This is a genomic window from Micromonospora sp. NPDC005553, from assembly GCF_042871765.1.
In the GTDB taxonomy this organism is placed as follows: domain Bacteria; phylum Actinomycetota; class Actinomycetes; order Mycobacteriales; family Micromonosporaceae; genus Micromonospora.
Map to the genome: position 1 here is coordinate 389,133 of NZ_JBIAJD010000006.1, position 20,010 is coordinate 409,142.

Consider the following 20,010-nt stretch of genomic DNA (forward strand, 5'->3'; position numbering starts at 1 on the left):
GTCCGGGCGACATGGTTGATCTGCCCGGTCCGTGGGCATTTCTGTATAGACGCTCCCCGATTGACTGTTGCATTGGTCAGACGTGTGACCTACGCTCCCAGTAAGCATTTCGGGGCGGTTAACAAAGAGTGCGGTCGGGGCGACGGAAATCCCCGCCGGCCCTTCGTGGCGTCGCTGTTCCCTACTCGTCGCTCGATACGCACTTTGGGCACCACATCGACGACCAGTGAGAGGAACAGACGTGAAGTCAGCCTTATCCACCGCTCGAATGTCAGTGTTGGTGGCGGCGGCGCTTGTCGCCGCCACACTGCCGGCAGTGCTGACAAACCAACTCCCGGCCTCGGCCGCGGTCCAGGCGACCTACTATGTCGCCCCGGACGGTAACGACGCCAATCCGGGAACGTTGCAGTCGCCGTTCAAGACGATCCAACGTGCACGGGACGTCGTTCGAACGATAAGCGGGAACCTGACCGGCGACGTCAACGTCCTCCTCCGGGGCGGCACCTATCCGGTGACCAGCACCATCGAATTCGGGTCGAGCGACTCCGGCACCAACGGATACCGGATCAGCTACGGGGCCTACGCCAACGAGAAGCCGGTCCTTGACGGTGGCGTCCAGGTGACCGGGTGGACCCAGCACAGCGGCAACATCTGGAAGGCGCCGCTGGACCGCGCCAACAAGCTGCGGGCGCTCTACGTCAACGACAAGCGCGCTGTCATGGCGACGAAGACGATCAGCTCGGGCGGGTGCTTCGGGACGTACAACATCACGGCCAACCAGGCCGCGTGGGCCTGGGAGTCGGGGTCGCAGTGTGACGGCGCCAGGTACAACCAGAGCGACTTCCCCGCCATCGCGCGCAACCAGGACGACATCGAGATCGAGACGGGCACGACCTGGACCACTGCCATCGTCGGCGTCCGACAGGTGACCACCGACGGCGGGAGCCGGGTCGCTCTCTTCCAGCAGCCGGGTGCGGCCATCGCGCAGGGCGCGTTCAACGGCAACGCCCAGGTCGGCGGCACTCACAAACTCATGAACGCGTACGAGTTCCTGGACGCGCCGGGTGAGTTCTACTTCGACAAGGGCACCAAGACGGTCTACTACTACAAGGCCAGTGCCGAGAACATGTCGACAGCCACGGTCTACGCGCCGAACAACGTCACCACAGTGCTGCGCGTGGCCGGCACCTCGACGTCAAGCCATGCCCGCAACATCACGTTCTCCGGTCTGACGGTGCGGCACTCGGACTGGAACCTGTTCAACGTCGCCGGCTCGTCCTTCAAGCAGGCGCAGCAGGGCAACCTCGGCGCCCAGGTGTACGCGAAGGGCAACTTCCACGTCTACCACTACCGCAACGTGGATGTCACCCCCGGCATCATCCAGATCCAGAACGCCGACGGCCTCCTGCTGCAACGCAACCGGATCGAGCACACCGGCGCGGACGGCATCAGCATGGTCAACGACGTGCAGGGCACCCAGTTGATCGGGAACGCCACCAACGACATCGCGGGGTCGGCCATCAATGTCGGTCATCCCCAGCACGTCTACATCGGCGACGGCACGTCGACCAACCGGGAGAAGTACTCCGCGTCGGTCGAGGGGCTGCCGAAGAACATCGACATCAAGAACAACTACCTGTACGACAGCGCCGTCCTGTTCAACGGGCACAGCCCCATCTCGGCGTACTTCGCCGACACCCTCACCATCCAGCGCAACCGGATCGAGAAGGCCCCGTGGTCGGGCATCACGCTCGGCTGGGGCTGGTGGAACTTCGACGGGTCGTCGGGTTCGATCCAGCCCAACCGACCCACCACGACGGCGAGAAACAACACCATCAGCTACAACCACATCATCGACACGGTGCAGCGCCTGAGTGACACCGCGCCGATCTACACGCTCGGCAGCCAGCCCGGGACGACGATCACCAACAACTATCTCCAGGGCGTGCCCTCGGGCCACAAGTACGGACTGCACCCGGACGAGGGATCGGCCTTCATCACCTTCCGGGACAACGTGCTGAGCATCGACAAGAACGTCACCTGGATGATCAATTCAGACGACTTCGGGCGCAAGCACGACCTGAGCATCACCCAGATCTACGGCCCGATCAACAAGGTCTCCAACAAGAACCTGCCGAACAGTACGGTCGCCGACATCCTCGTCTCCTCCGACTACGTCTGGCCGGCGGCGGCGTACAGCATCGCGGCGAACTCCGGCCTTGAGGACGCCTACCGGGACATCATCCCGGCGAGCAACTTCTCCGCGCCGAACTACGTGCTGCCGGCCAGCACGTTCGTCGCCAGTGCCACGGCGTCGATCCCGATCCGGAGCACCGGCGACGCCACCAAGTCGGTCTGGCTGGCACCGTCCGGCACCACCACCTTCACCGCCGGGGCGACGATGACCAGGGCGGCCGGCAACGCGACGTCCATCGCCGTACCGACCACTCAGGGCGAGTACCGCCTGTACGTCGTCGACGCACAGGGCAACCGGTCGGCCGAGTCGACATTCATCGTCCGGCAGCAGCAGGGCGGCGGCAGCGGTACGGGGCAGGGGCAGCTCGTGGGTGGCCAGTCCGGCCGCTGTGTCGAGGTGCCGAACTCGTCGACCACGAACGGCACCCAGGTGCAGCTCTACGACTGCGGGAGCGGCACGAACCAGCGGTGGACCGCCACCAGCAGCAGGCAACTGACCGTCTACGGCAACAAGTGCCTGGACGCGTCCGGGAACGGCACGGCCAACGGCACCCAGGTCATCATCTGGGACTGCCACGGCGGCACGAACCAGCAGTGGAACGTCAACAGCAACGGCACCATCACGAACGCCCAGTCGGGGCTCTGCCTCGACGCGAACGGCGCCGCCACCGCCAACGGCACAAAGATGATCCTCTGGTCCTGCAACGGTGGTGCGAACCAGCAGTGGACGCTGCGTAGCTGACCTACCCAGAACCCCGGGGCCAGGCCGACACGGGCCTGGCCCCGGCTATTTCTGGTAACCGTAGTTGTCGCAGGTCCGGCGTCCCTGGACACAGTTCCTGGTGCGCTTGTTCATGGTGTCGACGTCCCACATCACGAACGCGTCGCCGTGCATCGACGAGGCGCTCTTACCCTCCTTGTCGGAGGAGAGGTAGTAGCCCGCCGGGGTGCCCTTCGCCGGGTACTGGATGTCGAAGGTGATCGCCGGGATCCGGACCGGGTGGCTGGTCGGGCAGCCGTTGCCGCCGCCGTACGCCACATGGTCCTTGTGGTTGGGGCTGTCCAGGTGCTTGCCGTCCCAGCAGTCGGGGAACTGCATCATGAAGTGCAGCGTCGCGTCGCCCCCGCAGATGGGCCAGTTGCCGTTGGTGCTGCGGGCGATGCCGTCGAGGTCGCCCGGGCCGTAGAAGGCGCAGTAGAACTGGCCGGTCGCGCCCCGCGGGGTCGGCTTCTTCTTCTTGGCGTCGCCGGAGATCATGCGCAGGCCGTTGGGCATCGGCATCTGGCCTGTCGAGTTCTTGGCCAGCGAGCGGTAGTAGACCCGGAACCCGGTGGTCTCGACCGGCTTTCCCGTCGCGTTGTCGTAGAGCGTGGGCACCCAGTAGGCGGAGTGGTCCTGGACGGGCTTGCAGGAGGTGGCCGTGAACTTCGTCAGGTCGCCGGCGACGGTGCTCGCATCGACGGCCTTGTTGCCGACGAACGAGTGCATGTGTGACGCGCCTGGTAGGCCGGGGGCGACGATCGGGTCGTCCGGAAGCCGGTGGCTGTACTGGCAGTCGGCCCGGAACTCCGGGAGGTTGCCCACCCCGGACGGAACGGGGTCGATCTTCAACGCCCGGTACGCGTCGGCCTGCGCCTTCCAGGTCGCCCGGTCGACCGGAATCCAGCCGGTTGCCGGGGCCTTCGGCGCGGCAGTGGTCGACGGTGTCGCGCCGGTCGGCGGTGTCGTGGCGGCCAACGGCGTCGCGGCGGTCGATGCCGCCAACCCGGGCGACGCCGGCTGCCCGGCCGGTGGCGACGGGTATTCGAGGGCGTTGGCCGCGTTCGACGGCTCGGGCGTCACGTCGCCACTGGCCAGGTACACGCCTCCGGCGGCGATGACGAGCGCGACTGCGGCTCCCGCGGCCGCGCCCAGTCTGGTGCGGGTGAACCAGCTCGGCGGGCGGTGACGGGGCGGCGGTTGGCTCGCGTCCGGTTCGGGCAACGAGGCGTACGACACGGGTCACTCCCAACGAGCTGACGACGGCGCTGACCCGGACGGCCACGGCCGCCGTATGGTAGGCGCTTCCCGATCACGACCGACAGCTTCCTAAACCTTCCTTAAAGAAGGTTGTGGATATCCATGCCGGCCATGCTCGCGCTCCACAAAGGACCGCTGGGCAAGGGCTTCGGCCGCACCCACGTCGGTCGCATGGTACGGATCTTGTGGTGGTGAGCGGTCAGCAGCGGAAATGTCCGCGCGCGAGGTGCTACCGGCCAGTTGGCGGGTACCGGTGGGGGATGACGTCGACCTGGAAACCCCACGAGAAACACGGTGGCCTGTCGGACAAGGACAAGCGCGAGTTGCCGGAGAGCGTTTTCGCGTTCCCCGACAAACGCAAGGAGCCGATGACCGACGCGGGCCACGTCCGTAACGCCATCGCCCGGTTCGACCAGGTCCAGGGCGTTACCGACAAGGAGCGTGACCTGGCATTTCAGAACATCCTCGCCGCCGCCGCCCACTACGATGTCGAGGTCGCGGAGACGAACTGGCGTCAACTCGGCAAACTTCCGCACACACCGAATCCGGCCCACTGACCGGTTCTGGCCGCGCACCCGCCGGATAGGGACGCCCGCCCTGGGTAAGCGGCGCGGATGCCCGCGAAGCAGCAGCCAGCAACCGGCGGCGACCCGTCCCCGCGTGAGGGGTCCCGGGCCGGCCGCAGGTGGGACGGCCTGCGCGAGCGGGTGCGCCATGGGCTGCGCACCCGCGCCTGGCGACTCCGCCTCTACGGGTTGCTGTCCGTGCAGGCCGGCCTCGCGGCGGCGCTGGCCTGGTTCGTGGTGTTCCAGTTCCTGGGCAATCCCACCCCGGTCCTCGCGCCCACCACGGCGGTCGGCATCGTGGCCGCCTCGATGGGCTCACGCCTGCGGCGCACCATCGAACTGCTGGTCGGGGTGGTCCTGGGGCTCGCCGTCGGTGACACGCTCATGCCGTTCTTCGGCATCGGGGCCTGGCAGACCGGTGTGGTCGTCGTGCTGGCGATCATCATCGCGGTACTGCTCAAGGGCGGCGGTTCGCTGCTCACCCAGGCCGGCGGCACCGCTGTGCTCATCGCCACCCTGGAACCGCCGGTACGGGACCTGTCCGTGCCCCGTTTCGTCGACGCCGCTGTCGGCGGGTTGATCGGCCTGGCGGTCGGTCTGCTGCTGGTGCCCGTCCACCCGCAGCGGACCGTCAAACGGTTGGCCGAACCTGTTCTCGACCCGGCCGTCACCGCCCTGCACGACCTGGCCGCAGCGCTCCGCCAACGCGATCTCGGCGCGGCCCAGCGGGGTCTGGGCGCGCTGCGGACGCTCAGCCCTCGACTGACCGCGCTGGACGAAGGGCTCGACGCTGCGCAGGAGGTGGTCCGACTGGCACCACTGCGCTGGCGTGAACGACCATCCCTGGCCTTCTACACCGAAGCCGTCCGCCACATGGAGCGCAGCCTGCACAGCTGCCGGTCCATCGCGAGGCGGCTCACGAAAGCACTTAGGGACGACGAGCCGATATCCGAGGAGTATCCCGCGGCGATCGACCTGCTGGCGACGAGCGTGCAGACCCTCAGATGCGCGATCCGCGCACGGGAGGAACCACGGGAGGCCCGCCAACAGATCCTGGCGGCCGTCGAGCTGGTCGGGAAGGCGCAGGGGGCAGCCGCACCGGATCCGACCCGCCCGCACACCCACCGGTTGGGCTACTCCGGCATGATCGCCGCCGGTGAGTTCCGTACGGCGGCACAGGACCTGCTCATCGCCAGCGGGTTGGATGCCGACCGGGCGGCGGAGCTGGTGCGGCGGACGGCGGACCCGGACGAGTGGGGCTGAGCCCGGCGCGTCAGGTCGTCGTGAGCGAGGCGAGGACGTCGAGGTAGTGCGGGTTCTTCATGACCCCCAGCACGTTGCCGAACGGGTCGACCACCGCCGCCGTGACGAACCCCTCGTCCCCGTGCGGGGTGATCGGCTGGTATTCCGTGGCACCCATCGCCAACAGCCGCTCGACTGTCGCCTCGAGGTCGTCGACGCACCAGTGCATGACCGCGCCGCCGGGCCCGGTCGCCGCGCCGGCCGGCGCGTACCTACTGTCGATGATGCCCAGCTCGGCCTGGTAGTCCCCGATGCGGAACTCGGTGTAGGCCGGGCGTCCGTCGGGGCCGGGGCGCATGAAGTACGCCTCGATCCCGAGGAAGTCCGCGTACCAGGCCGTGGCCGCTGCCACGTCGTCCGCCCAGATGTTCAGTGTGGCGAATCCTCGCAGGCTCATCGGGTGTCCTCTCGTCGATGTCGTTGGTGGTGACGGTATCGACCGCTGCGGAGGCTTCGCTTCCGCAATGAGCTGTGGGTCTCGACCGTGTCGGGCGGCGGGCCGCATCTTTCGGCGGTCCCCGGGTAGTCGCTGCCATTGCCAGCACGGATGGCGGGGGACAACGTGCAGAGCTACCCGGCGGTCGAGAACCACGGTCTGATCGGTGACCTACAGACCGCTGCGTTGATCAGCACGGACGGCACCGTCGACTGGTTCTGCGCGCCGCGCTTCGACTCGCCGAGCGTCTTCGGCGCGCTGCTCGACCGCCGCAACGGTGGCCACTTCCAGCTTTCGCCCGACGGCGTCGACTACTCCAGCAAACAGCTCTACCTGCCCGGTACGCCGATCCTGATCACCCGCTTTCACAGCGCTGACGGTGTCGGGGAGCTCTTGGACTTCATGCCCGTCACCGGTGCGGAGGCCACCGACCGGCATCGGTTGATCCGCCTGGTCCGCATGGTCCGGGGAAGCATGTCGTTCAGTTTCGACTGCCAACCCCGGTTCAACTATGGACGCGACCCGTTCGAGCTGGACGTCCACCCCGAGGGGGACGTCTTCCGAAGTCGCACTCTGAGCCTGACCCTCGCCCCGTTCACAGGCAGAAGAGGGTTGATCGACGCGGGAGCCATCCACCGCGACGCGAAGGGTGTGTCGGCCCGGTTCACGCTGCACGCTGGCGACGTCGGTGGGGTGGTTCTGGAGACCGCCGCCGGCCCGCACCCGCCGCGAGCGCTGAGCACCGACGAGGCGTGCGAACTGCTGGCCGAAACCCGCGACTTCTGGCGGCGGTGGGTGGACCGTTCCCGCTATCGGGGCCGTTGGAGGGAGGCGGTCGAGCGGTCGGCGATGACTCTCAAACTGATGACGTACGCGCCGACCGGCGCCCTGGTCGCCGCCCCCACCGCAGGGCTGCCGGAGCAGATCGGCGGGCAGCGGAACTGGGACTACCGCTACACCTGGATCAGAGACGCGTCCTTCTCCGTCCATGCGCTCCTGAGCATCGGTTTCACCGACGAGGCCGAGAAGTACCTGCTCTGGCTGGACGCGCGCATCCGGGAAGCCCGAGACCCGGATCTGCCCCTACAGATCATGTACCGCATCGACGGCTCACCGGATCTGCCCGAGGAGGTGCTGGGCCACTGGGAGGGTTACCGTGGTTCGTCACCGGTGCGGATCGGAAACGGCGCGGCGAGTCAGCTGCAACTCGACATCCACGGCGAGGCGCTCAACTCCCTGGAGCTCGCCGACCGCAACGGGCTGGTCGCACCGTACGAGGGTTGGCGAAAGACGGCGGAGTTGATGGACTGGCTCTGCGAGCACTGGGACCAGCCCGAGGACGGCATCTGGGAGACGCGTTCCGGGCGTCAGGACTTCACCTATGGGCGCGTGATGGCCTGGGTGGCGCTGGACCGCGCCGTCCGCCTCGCGCAACGTCGTGGCCGCCCAGGCGACATCACCCGTTGGACGACCGAACGCAACACCATCTATGAGCAGATCATGACGCGCGGCTTTCATCCCGACCGGCAGGCGTTCGTGCAGCACTACCGCACGGACATCATGGACGCCTCACTGCTCGCCATGCCCGGGGTCGGTTTCATCTCACCACTGGACCCGATGTGGGAATCGACGCTGCGCGCGATAGACGCTGACCTGGTCTCCGACAGCCTGGTCTACCGCTACGACCCGAACGCCTCGCCGGACGGCCTCGCCGGCACCGAAGGCACCTTCAGCATGTGCACCTTCTGGTACGTCCAAGCCCTCGCCCAGGCCGGCCGCCTCGACGACGCCCGGTTGACCTTCGAGAAGATGCTGACCTACAGCAACCCGCTCGGCCTGTACTCCGAGGAGATCGCGCCGACCGGCGAGCAGATCGGCAACTTCCCGCAGGCGTTCAGCCACCTCTCGCTGATCAGCACCGCGAACCACCTCAACCTCCTGCTGGACGATCAGCGCTGACCGCCCGGGTCAGAACAGCGTCAACGGCTCGACCGGGATCGGCTCGGGCAACGCGTCGAGCCCGGGTACGCGTGCCCGTACCTCGTCGTGGAACCGGCGGGCGAGCGTCGGCGCTTCGGCGTTGTCCGGGGTGTGGATGAACATCGTCGGCGAGCGCCCCTCGCGTAGCCAGGTCACTGTCACGTCGATCCAGCGCTGCCACCCCTCGACCGTGCGCGTCGGGTCGTCGCGGCCGAGGTAGCGGACGATCGGCCGGTCGGTCAGCGCGAGGGACCGGAGCGGCACGCGGGGCTTCCTGGTCCAGGCGTCCCGCTCCGCGTCACTCGTGGGCGGGCTCGCGAAGAAGGCAGTCGTGTCGAAGGGGATCCACTCGGCGTGGGCGGCGGCGAGGGTCGCTCCGAGCAGTCGGGCCGCTCGCTCCTCGGTGAAGAACGCCTGATGGCGCACCTCCACCGCGTACCTGTGGGACTGCGGAAGCTGTTGCAGGAAACGGCCCAGGGCCGGGACGTCGGCGGGCGCGAACGAGCCGGGCAGTTGGATCCAGAGAGCGTGGGCGCGCGGGCCGAGCGGTTCGATGGCGTCCAGAAAGGCGCGCAGTGGTTCGTCGACGTTGGTGAGCCGGCGTTCGTGCGTGATGACCTTGGGAAGCTTGAGGACGAACCGGAAGTCGGGGCCCGTCTGGGCGGCCCACGAGGCCACGGTTTCCCGGGCCGGGGTCGCGTAGAACGTGGTGTTGCCCTCCACTGCGTCACACCAACTGGCGTAGTGCGCCAGGCGCTCGGTGGGCGGCAGCCGGTGACCCGGCCACGACCGGTGACTCCACATCGCGCACCCCACGTGCAGACGCATGACCGCCCTCCCGACTTGACCGGAGCCCACCGTATCCGGGCCGGCGGACCCGGCGAGGCCACGGTCCGGCAGGTAGGGTCCGTCGCCATGCGTGTGCTGTTCGCCAGTCTTGCGTCCGTCGGTCATACCTACCCGCTGATCCCGCTGGCGATCGCCGCCCGGGACGCCGGGCACGAGGTCCACTTCGCCGCCGGTACGGAGGTGCACGCGCCACTCGCCGCGCACGGCCTGCGGCCGTTCCGCCCCGGCGACGCCTTCTACGAGGTGTACGCCGAGGACCTCGCACCGGAGCTGGCGCGGCTGCGGCCCGACCTGGTGGTGCACGAGTGGGGGTTGCCGGGGGCGGCCGTGGCGGCTCACCGGGCCGGGATCCCGGGCCTGTGGCACGGGTTCGGCCGGCTGTTTCCCGAGGGCATCGGCCTGGAACTCCCGACCAGGAACGCCGAGGTCGTCGGTCGGCCGCACCTGGACATCTGGCCACCCTCGCTGCAGGACAGGGACTTCCTCGCCACCGAACGCCGGATCGAGCTGCGACCTGTCGCCTTCTCGACGCCGGCCCCACTGCCCGCTCGCGTGGGCCGGCCGCTGATCTACCTGACCCTCGGCACCGCGTTCGGTACGCCGGAGCTGCTCCGCACTGCCATCGCCGGTCTGGCGACGCTTGGCGCGCAGGTGGTGGTCGCGGCGGGCCGGGTGCCAGTGGAACAGCTCGGAGAGATCCCCGACCAGGTCAGCGTGCATCCGTGGGTGTCGCAGGCGGAGTTGCTGCCGCTCGCCGACGTGGTGGTGCACCACGGAGGCAGCGGCACCACCCTCGGCGCACTCGCGGCGGGCGTACCCCAGTTGTTGCTGCCGCAGGGCGCGGACCAGTTCGCCAACGCGGAGGCCCTCACCGCGGCCGGGGTCGGTCTTCGGCTCCTCCCCGGGGAGGTGGACGCGAGCGCCATCGCCGAGCAGACACACCTCCTGCTGCCGCGGCGTGGTCAGGTCGAACAGCGCGACGCCGCACGACTGATCTCCGAGGAGATCGCCAGCATGCCGTCGCCGGAGGCCGTTGCGCAGCTCCTGCCGGAGTACGCCGCTTGATGGGACCACCATCGTCAACTCAGGGTTGACGAGACAGATGCGTCAACCTATGGTTGACGCATGACAGATCCTCTTCAGATCGGCAGCACCGTCAAGCTCGACGACCTGATCCAGGCGATCAAGACAGCGCACACCGACGCGCTCGACCAACTCACCGACGCGGTCATCGCCGCCGACCACCTCGGCGAGGTCGCTGATCATCTGATCGGGCACTTCGTCGACCAGGCCCGGCGCTCGGGCGCGTCCTGGACCGACATCGGCCGCAGCATGGGTGTCACCAAGCAGGCCGCCCAGAAGCGCTTCGTGCCGAAGGCGACCGACGCGGCCGCGCTCGACCCCAACGCCGGCTTCGGCCGGTTCACCCCGCGCGCCCGCAACGTGGTGATGGCCTCGCAGGAGGAGGCCCGCGCCAGCGGCAACGCCGAGATCGGCCCCGAGCACCTGGTGCTGGGCCTGCTGGCCGAGCCGGAAGGGCTGGCCGCCAGGGTGATGGCCGGTCGCGGCGCCACCCCCGAGGCGGTACGGGAGGCGTTCGCTGCCGTCCTGCCACCGCGCGCCGAGCAGGTGCCGGACCTCATTCCGTACGACGCGCGCGGCAAGAAGGCGCTGGAGCTGACCTTCCGGGAGGCGCTGCGCCTCGGGCACAACTACATCGGCACCGAGCACATCCTGCTCGCCCTGCTGGAGCAGGAGGACGGCGCCGGCGTGCTCACCAACCTGGGCCTGGAGAAGGCGACGGTCGAGGGCGACCTGGCCAGCGCCCTCGCCGCCGCCGTCGGAAAGAAGTGAGAACCCGGGGTCAGGACGCCTCAGGGAAGCCGTAACGCAGGGCGTGCTCCGGATCGGCCCTGTCGATCTGGCGTACGCCCGCGTCGGCGAGTCGCTTGTTGACCTCGTCGAGTTGCTCGCGTACCAGCCGGGCCTCCTCCTCGGTGACCCGGCCCCGGTGTGGCTTGCCGGCGTGCTCCAGCGTGCCGTAGTCGATCTTCTCGGTGGTCTTGCGGGCCTTGGGTGGGCGGACCCGCTCGGCCGTCTTCAACAGTTGCGCCATCGGCACGTCGGTGGCCATCGCGTCGAACTCGCTGGCGGTCAACACCACCCGGCGGGGCTCACCGTGGCCGTGCCGATCGTGGATCTCCACCACCGCCACGTCCAGCGCGGCGTCGTCGATGTTCTCCACCTCGGCCGGGGTGGCGTCCAACTGCACGGGCCCGGCGACCAGGTCCGGGTGCTCCAGTACGACGACGCGGACCACCTCGTCGTCCTGCTGCAGAACCGTGCCGGTGAAGTCGGAGACGTGGATCGTCTTCTTGCCCATGCGCGGAGCTTCTCCTGTCGTAGGCCGGGATGGCGGACCACAAGAAATTACCCGACAGGTGTGCGAAAGCCCTCGCTGGACCTCCTCCGGTGTGTCGGCCCCCGAGCGAACGTCAGAGGCCACCCGCTCGGTGGTGCGTCAATGGTTGTTCAGGCGGTGCCGACTGGAGCTGCCGACGGAGAGCTTGTTCAGGCCGGCCCACGACAGGGCGCCGCCACCGACCGTCCGAGGGTTCCGGTAGCGCGGCTGGGGCGGATTGCCCCCGACGGCCTCCGTCGCCCGCCAGAGTCGCTCGGGGTCCTGCTGGTAGTGGTCGCTCGGCTGAATCGGCATGCGTTCACCGTCCCAAACAAAGGTGTCCAGATATGGAAATACATATGACGGTCGATCCCGGTGCTCGGTTCCCGGACCCTTTTCCGCTCGGCCCTGACGTATCCTGCGCCCGGCCCTGCCGTCCGGCGTACGGTGATCGACGACGGGTCGGGTGACGCGGGGAGGTGCGCATGCTCGACCGGCGACTTCACCTGCACCTGGCCACCTGGCTCGGCCAGTGGCCGGCCGGGCCGGGGTTGCACGTGGTCGCCTCGCAGCGGCGTGCCGAACCGGCCTGGGACGGCCGGCTACGCCCCGCGCTCGCCGTGGACACCGGGCAGAGCGCCGTGCTCTCCGTGGCGCCGGACCGGGTGGCGGCGATCCGCGCGTTGGTTCGCCGTACGCCGGCTCGGTTGCTCGCCGCGCTGCCGGAGGCCGTCGGCCGGCCCGAATTCTGCGTACACGACGGTCCCTTCCGGTGGAGCCGGACACCCGCTCCGCTGCCCGACGTGGGGGAGTGGACCGAGCCGACCGCCACCGGGCTGCCGCCGTGGCTGCGACTCTTCGACCGGCCGGTGCTGGTGGTCCGTGACCCGGACGGCGCCTATCTGGCCGGTGCCGCGATCAAACGGCACGACGCGTACGGGCACGAGTTGGCAGTCGGCACAGTGCCGGCCGCCCAGGGGCGCGGCCTCGCCCGTCGGCTGGTGGCCCAGGCTGCGCGGCGGGTGCTCGACGAGGGAGCGATCCCCACCTACCTGCACGAGCGGGACAATCACGCCTCGGCCCGGGTAGCCGAAGCGGCCGGCTTCCCGGACCGGGGCTGGCGCGCGTACGGGGTCTATCCGCGCTGACCGGCCCGAAGCCGCAGCTGCCCGCGATCTTGCATTTTCTGTCGCGACACAGCCGGGCATTCCACGCATCTCGACCACCGAACCTGCAAGATCGGCGGGGCGGGGGTGATGGGCGCGGACCGTGGATCCCGGGCCGGATCCACGGTCCGCAACCTCCCCCCAGGCCCCGGTTCCGGGTGTAGCGGCGGGCCGCTACGTGTCGATCACGCTACGTATCGAACAGGCTCAGGGCAAGGTTGAAGCTGTCGGTTCGGAGTGTCTAAAAGCGGACTTGACCTGCGGCTTCGCCGGCCGAAGGAGGTCGACCGGGTCAGTGACGGAGCGTGCGAATCAGGTCGAGCACCTGTCGGGTCACCGGCCGAAGGACCCGAAGTCGGGACAGCGCCACAAGCCGATCGATGAGCGGCACGGCCCCGTCGATCAGTTGGCGGGTCTTGGTCTGGTCCGGCGATCGGTCGTGCACCCAGTAGAGGATCACGCCCATGTACGCGAGCCAGAGCAGCTCGGGCAGCTGTGGACGCAGCTCAGCGTCGACCTTGGCCGTCGAGCCGGTCAACGCCTCGCCGAAGAGGTCGATGGCCGCCTGTCGTGGGCCGGAGGACTCGGCGGAGAAGGGGCTCAGCGGCGAGGTGGGTTCCGCCGCCGTCTTGAAGAAGGTCGCCGCGAAGCCGTGTGAGGGCGTCAACACGTCGATCCCCGCGTGCAGCACTCCGGCGAGCCGGGGACCGAACGCCTCTTCCCGATCGAGCACGGGCTGCGCGGCGGCCCGGTGCTCGACCTGGGACTGGGCGTAGAACTCCTGAATCAGGTGGTCCTTGGAGCCGAAGTAGTAGTAGGCGTTGCCGACCGCCACGCCGGCCTCCTGCGCGATCGCCCGCATGGTGGTCTGGGCGTATCCGCGTTCGCGGAACAGCCGCATCGCGGTGTCCCGGATCAGCTGCCGGGTCTGCTCGCCTCGGGCGGTGGCTGGGTCACCCGCAGTGGTCGTCTGCGCAGGCTGTTCGGTCATCGAGGTCACCGTATCCCGCCGGTTCGTCGGTCGGCTCGGCCCACGGGTCGCGGATCCGCTCGCGGATCGCCGAGGCGGCGGCCACCGTCTGGCGGGCGAGGGGCAGCAGGTGCGGTCGGGCCAGCCGCTCGGCCGTGGACCGGTGGTCGGTCAGCGCCCAGAGGCAGGCGAACCAGGCGCCGTCGCCCGCGTACACCTCGCCGGTGTCGGCGATGACGGTGAGGTCGCGCAGCGTCGCGTCGTGGTTCAGGCCGGGGAAGCGTCGCCGGGCCTCGGCGGACCCGGCCGGCACGAACTCCAGGGGTACGAGCTGGGCGCGGGACGACAACCAGCGGCGGGCGGCGCGGCAGATCGGGCAGGCGGCGTCGAACAGGACGGTGAACCCCCGGATCCCACCGCCGGATTGAGCGGTGGGATCCGGGAGCCGACCGCCGCCACCGGTCGGGGGTCCGGTCATCGGGTTTGTGGGTTGTTCGTCGGGCCGACGCCCGGCTGCGGGCCAGCCGGCGGGGGTCCTGCCGGGTGTGCACCGGTCGGCTGCGGTCCGCCCGGGTACGCGCCGACCAACTGCGATCCGGGAGGAGCGGACGGCATGGGGAGTCGGCCGATCGGAGCGAGCGGGGGGTGGGTGGCGAGCTGGCGGAGTCGGTTTCGGCGGTAGCGGCCGAGCGCGAAGACGTTGAAGAAGTGCAGCGCGCCGAGCACCAGCAGCACCAAGCCGATCTTGAGAGACAGCTCCTCCATGGCCTGGCTGGTCGAGTCGACCGGGTCGGGGTGCTTCATCGCCACCGTGACGTAGCCGAGGTTGAGCAGGTAGAAGCCGACCACCAGGAGGCTGTTGACAGCCCGGGCGAGTCGTTCCTCGGCGAACACCTCCTCCAGGAAGACCTGCCCGTTGCGGGACAGCGCTCGCGCCACCCAGATGGTCAGGCCGATGCTGACCGCGAGGTAGATCACGTACATCCAGACCTTGGTGTCCATGTGGACGCCCTTCTTGAACGTGTTCAACTACCGACGTCATCAGACTAGGGCCGATGTTGAACATGTTCAAGAAGTGGCGACCAGTGACTGTGGACACTTCGGGGCCGGTGCCGGAGCGCGACATCCGGCCGAGCTTTTCAGCCCGGCCGGAGAACGCCGCGGCTCAGCCGGCCAGGCCGAGCACCTCGGCCGCCGCGCGACCGTTGGCGTGGCTCGCGCCGTAGGTGGTGACGAAGGCGCGGACGCCGACGGGCCGCCACTGTGCCGGCCAGCCCATCTCCACCACTGTCACCGGGTGCTGGGCCGCCAGGTCGGCGATCAGGTCCGGGCCGCCGGGCAGCCGGTGCAGGTGTCGTCCGACCAGGACGATGGGACGGTCGCCCGCCAGCCCGCGCAGCGTGGCCGGGTCGGTCTCGGCGGCGATCACCCGGATCTCCGACACCCCGTCCAGGTGCGGACCGAGGCCCCACGGGACCCGCCCCTCGGCGATCGTCGACTCGGTGTGCAGTTGCACCACAAGCGGCTGGTCCAGGCCGGTGAGCAGGCCATCCACCCGGACCGCTCGACGCGCCGCCGCGTACCCCAGCTCGGTGTCGCTGGTGGCCGGTGACCCGCTGACGGCCCGGGTCCAGGCGGCGAGATCGGCGGCGCGGCCGGCCGCCTCCTCGACCCGCGCCCTCGCCAGCCGGCCGTCGGCGAGCGCGTCGACGATCTCGGCGGCCACCCGCTCGACCAGTTCGGCGTCGACCTTCGCGCCGATGCAGAGCAGGTCGGCACCCGCGCTCAGGGCCCGGACCGCAGCCGGCCCGACTCCACCGGCGGCCACCGCGGCACCCTTCATCTCCAGCGCGTCGGTGATGACGGTGCCGGTGAAGCCGTACTCGGTGCGCAACAGGTCGACCAGGACGGCTCGGCTGAAGGTGGCCGGGTCGGCGCCGGTGAGCGCCGGAACCCGGATGTGCGCGGTCATCACGGCGCGCGCCCCGGCGGCGACGATGGCCGCGAACGGCGGTAGGTCCCGCTGGCGGAGCAGGCCCAGCGGAGCATCCACCGTGGGCAGTTCGTGGTGGGAGTCGGTGACGGTGGCACCGTGCCCGGGGAAGTGCTTGGCGCAGGCGGCCACCCCGGCGGCCTGCAACCCGGCCACGGCGGCGGCCGAGTGGGCGGCCACCCGCACCGGATCCGCGCCGAAGGACCGGGTGCCGATCACCGGGTTGTCGTCGGCGGTGTTGACGTCGACGGTGGGAGCGAGGTTGACGGTGATGCCGAGCGCTGCCAGTTCGGCGCCGATCGACTGGTAGACCCGTCGGGTGAGGGCCACGTCGCCGATCGCACCCAGGGCGGCGTTGCCGGGGTACGGGCTGCCGGTGGCGTGCGCCAGCCGGGTCACGTCGCCACCCTCCTCGTCGATCGCGATCAGCGCGTCGGGTCGACCGGTGCGCAGTGCGGCGGTGCTCGCCGCCACCTGCACGGGGTCGTGCACGTTGGTGCCGAACAGGGTGTGCCCGGCCAGCCCGTCGGCCAGCAGGTCGACCGCCCAGTCCGGCGGAACCGGTCCCGGGTACGCGGCCAGCAGCGTGCCCAGCGCGAGCCGGCGCAGTCCTGGATCCAACCCCACGTGTTTCCCCCTTCGGTGCCCCCGCGGGTACGAAACGTCGTACCGGTGGTGGTCCTGGCCCTGCCGACTCGGCCGAGCGTCCCACCGTCGGGTGACCGTTACGCTACGGCTACCCGTTCGCAGGTCGGTTTACAGTTAGCAAAGTTTACTAAAACTAGAGGACGTGTCATGAGTGCGACCCGGCTGCCCGGCACCCCCCGTCTGTTGCGGGCGCTCAACGACCGTGCCGCGCTGGAACTGCTCCTCGAACGCGGCCCGCTGACCCGGGCTCGACTCGGCGAGCTGACCGGTCTGTCGAAGGTCACCGCCTCGCAACTTGTCGAGCGGCTGGAGGAGCGCGGCCTCGTCGCGCGGGTCGGCGAGCAGGCCGGCGGGCGGGGGCCGAACGCCCAGCTCTACGCCGTCCGCCCGAGCAGCGCGCACGTCGTCGGCGTGGACGTCGGGCCGGACCGGGTGGTGGCCGCGTGCGCCGACATCACTGGCGCGGTCATTGGCCGGGTGGAGCAGTCGACCCGGGACACCGACGACCCGGTGGGCGTGGTGCACAACGCCGTCGTGCAGGCGGCGAGCAGCGCCCAGGCGCAGCTGAGCAGCGTACGACGGATCGTGCTCGGCACGCCGGGCCTGGTCGACCCCGGCACCGGCGACATCACCTTCGCCTTCAACCTGCCGCGCTGGCACAGCGGTCTGCTCGCCGCGTTGCGGGACGACCTGCACACACCTGTGGTCTTCGAGAACGACGTCAACCTGGCCGCCGTGGCCGAGGCGCAGTCCGGCGAAGCGCGAGGGCTGTCGGACTTCGTGCTGGTCTGGGTGGGCGCCGGCGTCGGCCTGGCGATCATGCTGGGCGGGCGGTTGCACCACGGCAGCAGCGGCGCGGCCGGCGAGATCGGCTACCTTCCGGTGCCTGGCGCGCCCATCCCGCGCGACGTCTCGCGTCGCGCCAAGCCGGCCTTCCAGCAGCTGATCGGCGCGGACTCGGTGCGCGCGGTGGCCCGCGAGCACGGCTACCCGGACGCCGACGCCGCCGAGGCGGTCCGCGCGGCCGTCGCGGCCGGCGCTGACGGCGGCCCGATGCTCGACGAACTGGCCCGTCGGCTCGCGCTCGGCGTGGCCAGCACCTGCGTCGTGCTGGACCCGCCGCTGGTCGTGCTCGCCGGCGAGGTGGGCCAGGCCGGTGGGGCGGCGCTCGCCGACCGGGTGCAGCAGGAGGTCGCCGCGATCACCCTGGTCCAGCCGCGAGTGGTGCCGACCGGGCTGACCGAGGAGCCGATCCTGCACGGCGCGCTGCGCACCGCCCTCAACGCCGTGCGCGACGAGGTGTTCGGCTCCACCGTCGGCTGAGCCCGCTGCGGCGGTCATGTGAAGGAATTCTTCACCGCGCCCTCACAGCTTGCAAGCTCCTGCCGGGCGTCGGCTCGGCCGTTCCGTCGGGCCGCCCGGACCCGGGCGACCCGACGGCCTCGACTCAGATCAGGTCGCGGCGACGGAACACGGCGAACGCCGCCGCGGTCAGACCGCCGGTGATCGCCAGCAGCACCAACAGCGCCGGCAGCCAGGTCACCGTATAGAACCCATCGCAGTAGGGGAGCTGGCCGCTGCCCCGGCAGACCTGTTCGTCATAGAACCGCGCCTCGCCGTTGAGCCACGCCCCGATGTGACTGGACAGCATGAACAGGTCCGACTTCCGCGCGTCGATGATCTCCAGGACCACTCGGCCACCCAACTCCCAGACCACCGCGTACGCGGCGAGCGCGCCGAGCGCCGCGGACGTGTGCCGACCCAGCGTGGAGATCGCGAAGCCCAGCGCGGAGGCCAGCAGCACCAGCACCAGTCCACGGCCGTGCACCGCGCCGAGTGAGCGCCAGAAGTCACCGTCCAGCCGGCCCGGCAACCCGAAAGCCTGCCCGATCACCCAGAACGTGGCGAGATAGGCCACCGACGCCAGCAGGGCCAGGACCAGCACCGCGCCGAGCAGGGTGCCCAGCTTGGTCGCGAGCACCGTCAACCGGCGCGGCCGCCAGAGCAGCAGGTTCACCACCCCGCCCGAGGTCAGGTCCGCGCCGATGTAGGAGGCGCCGACCAGGAACCCGAACAACACCAGGAACGCGATGAGGAAGTACAGCAACGGTTCGGCCTGCTCGGCGAAGGTGAACACACCCGGGAGGAAGTCGGCGGCGATCGGGAGGCGGTCCTGCCGGATCGGGTCGATCTCGGAGCAGTCGCTGGGGAAGTACCTGTCCCTGTCGGAGGTCGAGGTGCCGTCCTGGCGGGCCAGGCACTCCTGGTGGGTGGCCTCCAGGTCACGACGCGCCTCGGCGGCCTGCGTCCGCGCCGAGTTCAGCTCACTGACGCTCGGCTTGTGGGAGCCGGCAAGGGTGGTCGCCGCCGTGACGGCGAACGCCAACGCCAACAGGACGACCATGAGCTGCACGAAGCGACGCGCGGACAGTCGCTCCAACTCGGCACGCACCAGGTTCACGCGTCCACTCCCCGATTGAGGTCGATCACAGCTTCGCCCTGCGGCAGCGACGGGTCGCCGACCTGCCGGGGCACCGACGGATGCTCGTACGCGCCGGTCAGCTCCAGGAAGACGCTCTCCAGATCCGGTCGCAGCGGCGTCAGCTCGCCCACCCACAGACCCTGCTCACCGAGCACCCGGCTGATCGCCGTCGGGTCGCTCACCCCGCTCACCACCAACGCTCCGCCGTCCACCACCGCCGTCAGCTCGGCCGCGTGCAGCAGCTCGACGGCCCGCTCCGGCTCGGCCACCCGGACCAGGAACTCGTGCCGGTCGTGGCCCGCCAGCACCTCGTCCACCCGACCGGTCGCGACCCGCCGCCCCCGAGAGATGATCGTGACGTGGTCGCAGATCAGCTGGATCTCGCCCAGGATGTGACTGGACACCAGCACTGTCACCCCGTTGGCCGCCAGCGACCGCATCAGGTCCCGCATCTCCCGGATGCCCGCCGGGTCCAGCCCGTTCGCCGGCTCGTCCAGGATGAGCAGACGTGGGTCCTTCAACAGTGCGGACGCCACCGCCAGACGCTGCTTCATGCCCAGCGAGTAGCCCTTCACCCGCTCATCGCCCCGGTCGTGCAGGCCCACCAGATCCAGCACCTCGTCCACCCGCGAGACCGGCACACCACCGGCGCGGGCCAACAGCCGCAGCGTGCGGTAGCCGGTGAAGTTGCCGAAGAACTGCGGGCTCTCCACGATGGCGCCGACCTGACCCGCCACCCGGGGCAGCAACTCTGGCGACGGTTCGCCGAGCACCATCATCCGGCCACTGTCGGCGCGTACCAGCCCGAGCAGGGCCCGCAGGGTGGTGGTCTTGCCCGAGCCGTTGGGGCCCAGGAAGCCGTGGACCTGGCCCGCCTCGACCAGCAGGTCGAACCCGTCCACCGCCACCCGTTGGCCGCTGCGCAGGCTGCGGAAGCTCTTGCGTAGACCCTCGATCTCGATGACCGCGCTCATCTGCGCAGCTCCGTACGTCGGCTGGGC

Annotated in this window: 19 protein-coding genes; 8 read left to right on the forward strand and 11 right to left on the reverse strand. The window is 69.8% G+C overall.

Going from position 1 to position 20,010, the window contains the following annotated elements; genetic code table 11:
- Positions 1 to 268: 268 nt before the first annotated feature.
- Complete coding sequence (locus ACFYPG_RS25660; RefSeq protein WP_387354129.1) at positions 269 to 2,938, forward strand: RICIN domain-containing protein; 2,670 nt, start codon at positions 269 to 271, stop codon at positions 2,936 to 2,938.
- Between the two features lie 45 nt (positions 2,939 to 2,983).
- Here the strand turns inward: ACFYPG_RS25660 and ACFYPG_RS25665 are convergent, their stop codons facing one another.
- Positions 2,984 to 4,195, reverse strand: coding sequence for a DUF1996 domain-containing protein (locus ACFYPG_RS25665; RefSeq protein ID WP_387354130.1), 1,212 nt, complete (start codon positions 4,193 to 4,195; stop codon positions 2,984 to 2,986).
- 281 nt (positions 4,196 to 4,476) lie between these two features.
- Between ACFYPG_RS25665 and ACFYPG_RS25670 the strand changes: the two genes are divergently transcribed.
- On the forward strand, positions 4,477 to 4,773 hold the full coding sequence (locus ACFYPG_RS25670; RefSeq protein ID WP_355005386.1) for a DUF6582 domain-containing protein: 297 nt from the start codon (positions 4,477 to 4,479) through the stop codon (positions 4,771 to 4,773).
- Between the two features lie 57 nt (positions 4,774 to 4,830).
- Positions 4,831 to 6,045, forward strand: a complete 1,215-nt coding sequence (locus tag ACFYPG_RS25675; protein WP_387354131.1) for an aromatic acid exporter family protein — start codon at positions 4,831 to 4,833, stop codon at positions 6,043 to 6,045.
- Positions 6,046 to 6,055: 10 nt separating this feature from the next.
- Here the strand turns inward: ACFYPG_RS25675 and ACFYPG_RS25680 are convergent, their stop codons facing one another.
- Positions 6,056 to 6,481 (reverse strand): VOC family protein, encoded by a 426-nt coding sequence (locus ACFYPG_RS25680; protein WP_387354132.1) that lies wholly within the window; start codon positions 6,479 to 6,481, stop codon positions 6,056 to 6,058.
- A gap of 165 nt (positions 6,482 to 6,646) precedes the next feature.
- Here ACFYPG_RS25680 and ACFYPG_RS25685 point away from each other — a divergent pair, with 165 nt between their 5' ends.
- Positions 6,647 to 8,479, forward strand: coding sequence for a glycoside hydrolase family 15 protein (locus tag ACFYPG_RS25685; protein ID WP_355005668.1), 1,833 nt, complete (start codon positions 6,647 to 6,649; stop codon positions 8,477 to 8,479).
- A 9-nt stretch (positions 8,480 to 8,488) separates the two neighbouring features.
- On the opposite strand, the gene ACFYPG_RS25690 is transcribed toward ACFYPG_RS25685, so the two are convergent.
- Positions 8,489 to 9,304 (reverse strand): DUF72 domain-containing protein, encoded by an 816-nt coding sequence (locus tag ACFYPG_RS25690; protein WP_387354245.1) that lies wholly within the window; start codon positions 9,302 to 9,304, stop codon positions 8,489 to 8,491.
- A gap of 111 nt (positions 9,305 to 9,415) precedes the next feature.
- Between ACFYPG_RS25690 and ACFYPG_RS25695 the strand changes: the two genes are divergently transcribed.
- Positions 9,416 to 10,414, forward strand: coding sequence for a glycosyltransferase (locus tag ACFYPG_RS25695; protein ID WP_387354133.1), 999 nt, complete (start codon positions 9,416 to 9,418; stop codon positions 10,412 to 10,414).
- 60 nt (positions 10,415 to 10,474) lie between these two features.
- Positions 10,475 to 11,203: a Clp protease N-terminal domain-containing protein gene (locus tag ACFYPG_RS25700; RefSeq protein ID WP_387354134.1), complete on the forward strand. Its 729-nt coding sequence runs from the start codon at positions 10,475 to 10,477 to the stop codon at positions 11,201 to 11,203.
- A gap of 10 nt (positions 11,204 to 11,213) precedes the next feature.
- On the opposite strand, the gene ACFYPG_RS25705 is transcribed toward ACFYPG_RS25700, so the two are convergent.
- Both ACFYPG_RS25705 and ACFYPG_RS25710 read right to left on the reverse strand, forming a co-directional pair.
- Positions 11,214 to 11,732 (reverse strand): hypothetical protein, encoded by a 519-nt coding sequence (locus tag ACFYPG_RS25705; RefSeq protein WP_387354135.1) that lies wholly within the window; start codon positions 11,730 to 11,732, stop codon positions 11,214 to 11,216.
- Positions 11,733 to 11,870: 138 nt separating this feature from the next.
- Positions 11,871 to 12,065, reverse strand: a complete 195-nt coding sequence (locus tag ACFYPG_RS25710; RefSeq protein WP_355005380.1) for a DNA repair protein — start codon at positions 12,063 to 12,065, stop codon at positions 11,871 to 11,873.
- A 170-nt stretch (positions 12,066 to 12,235) separates the two neighbouring features.
- On the opposite strand from ACFYPG_RS25710, the gene ACFYPG_RS25715 reads away from it, so the two are divergent.
- The gene (locus ACFYPG_RS25715) at positions 12,236 to 12,898 is read left to right on the forward strand and encodes a GNAT family N-acetyltransferase (protein WP_387354136.1); all 663 of its coding nucleotides are present in this window, start codon (positions 12,236 to 12,238) and stop codon (positions 12,896 to 12,898) included.
- A 310-nt stretch (positions 12,899 to 13,208) separates the two neighbouring features.
- Here ACFYPG_RS25715 and ACFYPG_RS25720 read toward each other — a convergent pair whose 3' ends face one another.
- The 4 genes from ACFYPG_RS25720 to ACFYPG_RS25735 all read right to left on the reverse strand — a co-directional run bounded on the left by ACFYPG_RS25720 (position 13,209) and on the right by ACFYPG_RS25735 (position 16,506).
- The gene (locus tag ACFYPG_RS25720; protein ID WP_387354137.1) at positions 13,209 to 13,907 is read right to left on the reverse strand and encodes a TetR family transcriptional regulator; all 699 of its coding nucleotides are present in this window, start codon (positions 13,905 to 13,907) and stop codon (positions 13,209 to 13,211) included.
- On the reverse strand, positions 13,870 to 14,364 hold the full coding sequence (locus tag ACFYPG_RS25725; RefSeq protein ID WP_387354138.1) for a thiol-disulfide oxidoreductase DCC family protein: 495 nt from the start codon (positions 14,362 to 14,364) through the stop codon (positions 13,870 to 13,872). The genes ACFYPG_RS25720 and ACFYPG_RS25725 overlap by 38 nt, the downstream gene beginning before the upstream one ends.
- Positions 14,361 to 14,915 carry a hypothetical protein gene (locus tag ACFYPG_RS25730; RefSeq protein ID WP_355005376.1) on the reverse strand — a complete coding sequence of 185 codons (555 nt, stop codon included), beginning with the start codon at positions 14,913 to 14,915 and terminating at the stop codon, positions 14,361 to 14,363. Before ACFYPG_RS25730 ends, ACFYPG_RS25725 begins: the two co-directional genes overlap by 4 nt.
- 136 nt (positions 14,916 to 15,051) lie before the next feature.
- Positions 15,052 to 16,506 (reverse strand): glycoside hydrolase family 3 N-terminal domain-containing protein, encoded by a 1,455-nt coding sequence (locus tag ACFYPG_RS25735; protein WP_355005375.1) that lies wholly within the window; start codon positions 16,504 to 16,506, stop codon positions 15,052 to 15,054.
- 168 nt (positions 16,507 to 16,674) lie between these two features.
- On the opposite strand from ACFYPG_RS25735, the gene ACFYPG_RS25740 reads away from it, so the two are divergent.
- Positions 16,675 to 17,850, forward strand: a complete 1,176-nt coding sequence (locus tag ACFYPG_RS25740) for an ROK family transcriptional regulator (protein ID WP_355005374.1) — start codon at positions 16,675 to 16,677, stop codon at positions 17,848 to 17,850.
- Between the two features lie 124 nt (positions 17,851 to 17,974).
- On the opposite strand, the gene ACFYPG_RS25745 is transcribed toward ACFYPG_RS25740, so the two are convergent.
- Positions 17,975 to 18,988 (reverse strand): ABC transporter permease subunit, encoded by a 1,014-nt coding sequence (locus tag ACFYPG_RS25745; protein ID WP_387354139.1) that lies wholly within the window; start codon positions 18,986 to 18,988, stop codon positions 17,975 to 17,977.
- Positions 18,985 to 19,983 carry an ABC transporter ATP-binding protein gene (locus ACFYPG_RS25750; RefSeq protein WP_387354140.1) on the reverse strand — a complete coding sequence of 333 codons (999 nt, stop codon included), beginning with the start codon at positions 19,981 to 19,983 and terminating at the stop codon, positions 18,985 to 18,987. Before ACFYPG_RS25750 ends, ACFYPG_RS25745 begins: the two co-directional genes overlap by 4 nt.
- Between the last annotated feature and the right edge of the window lie 27 nt (positions 19,984 to 20,010).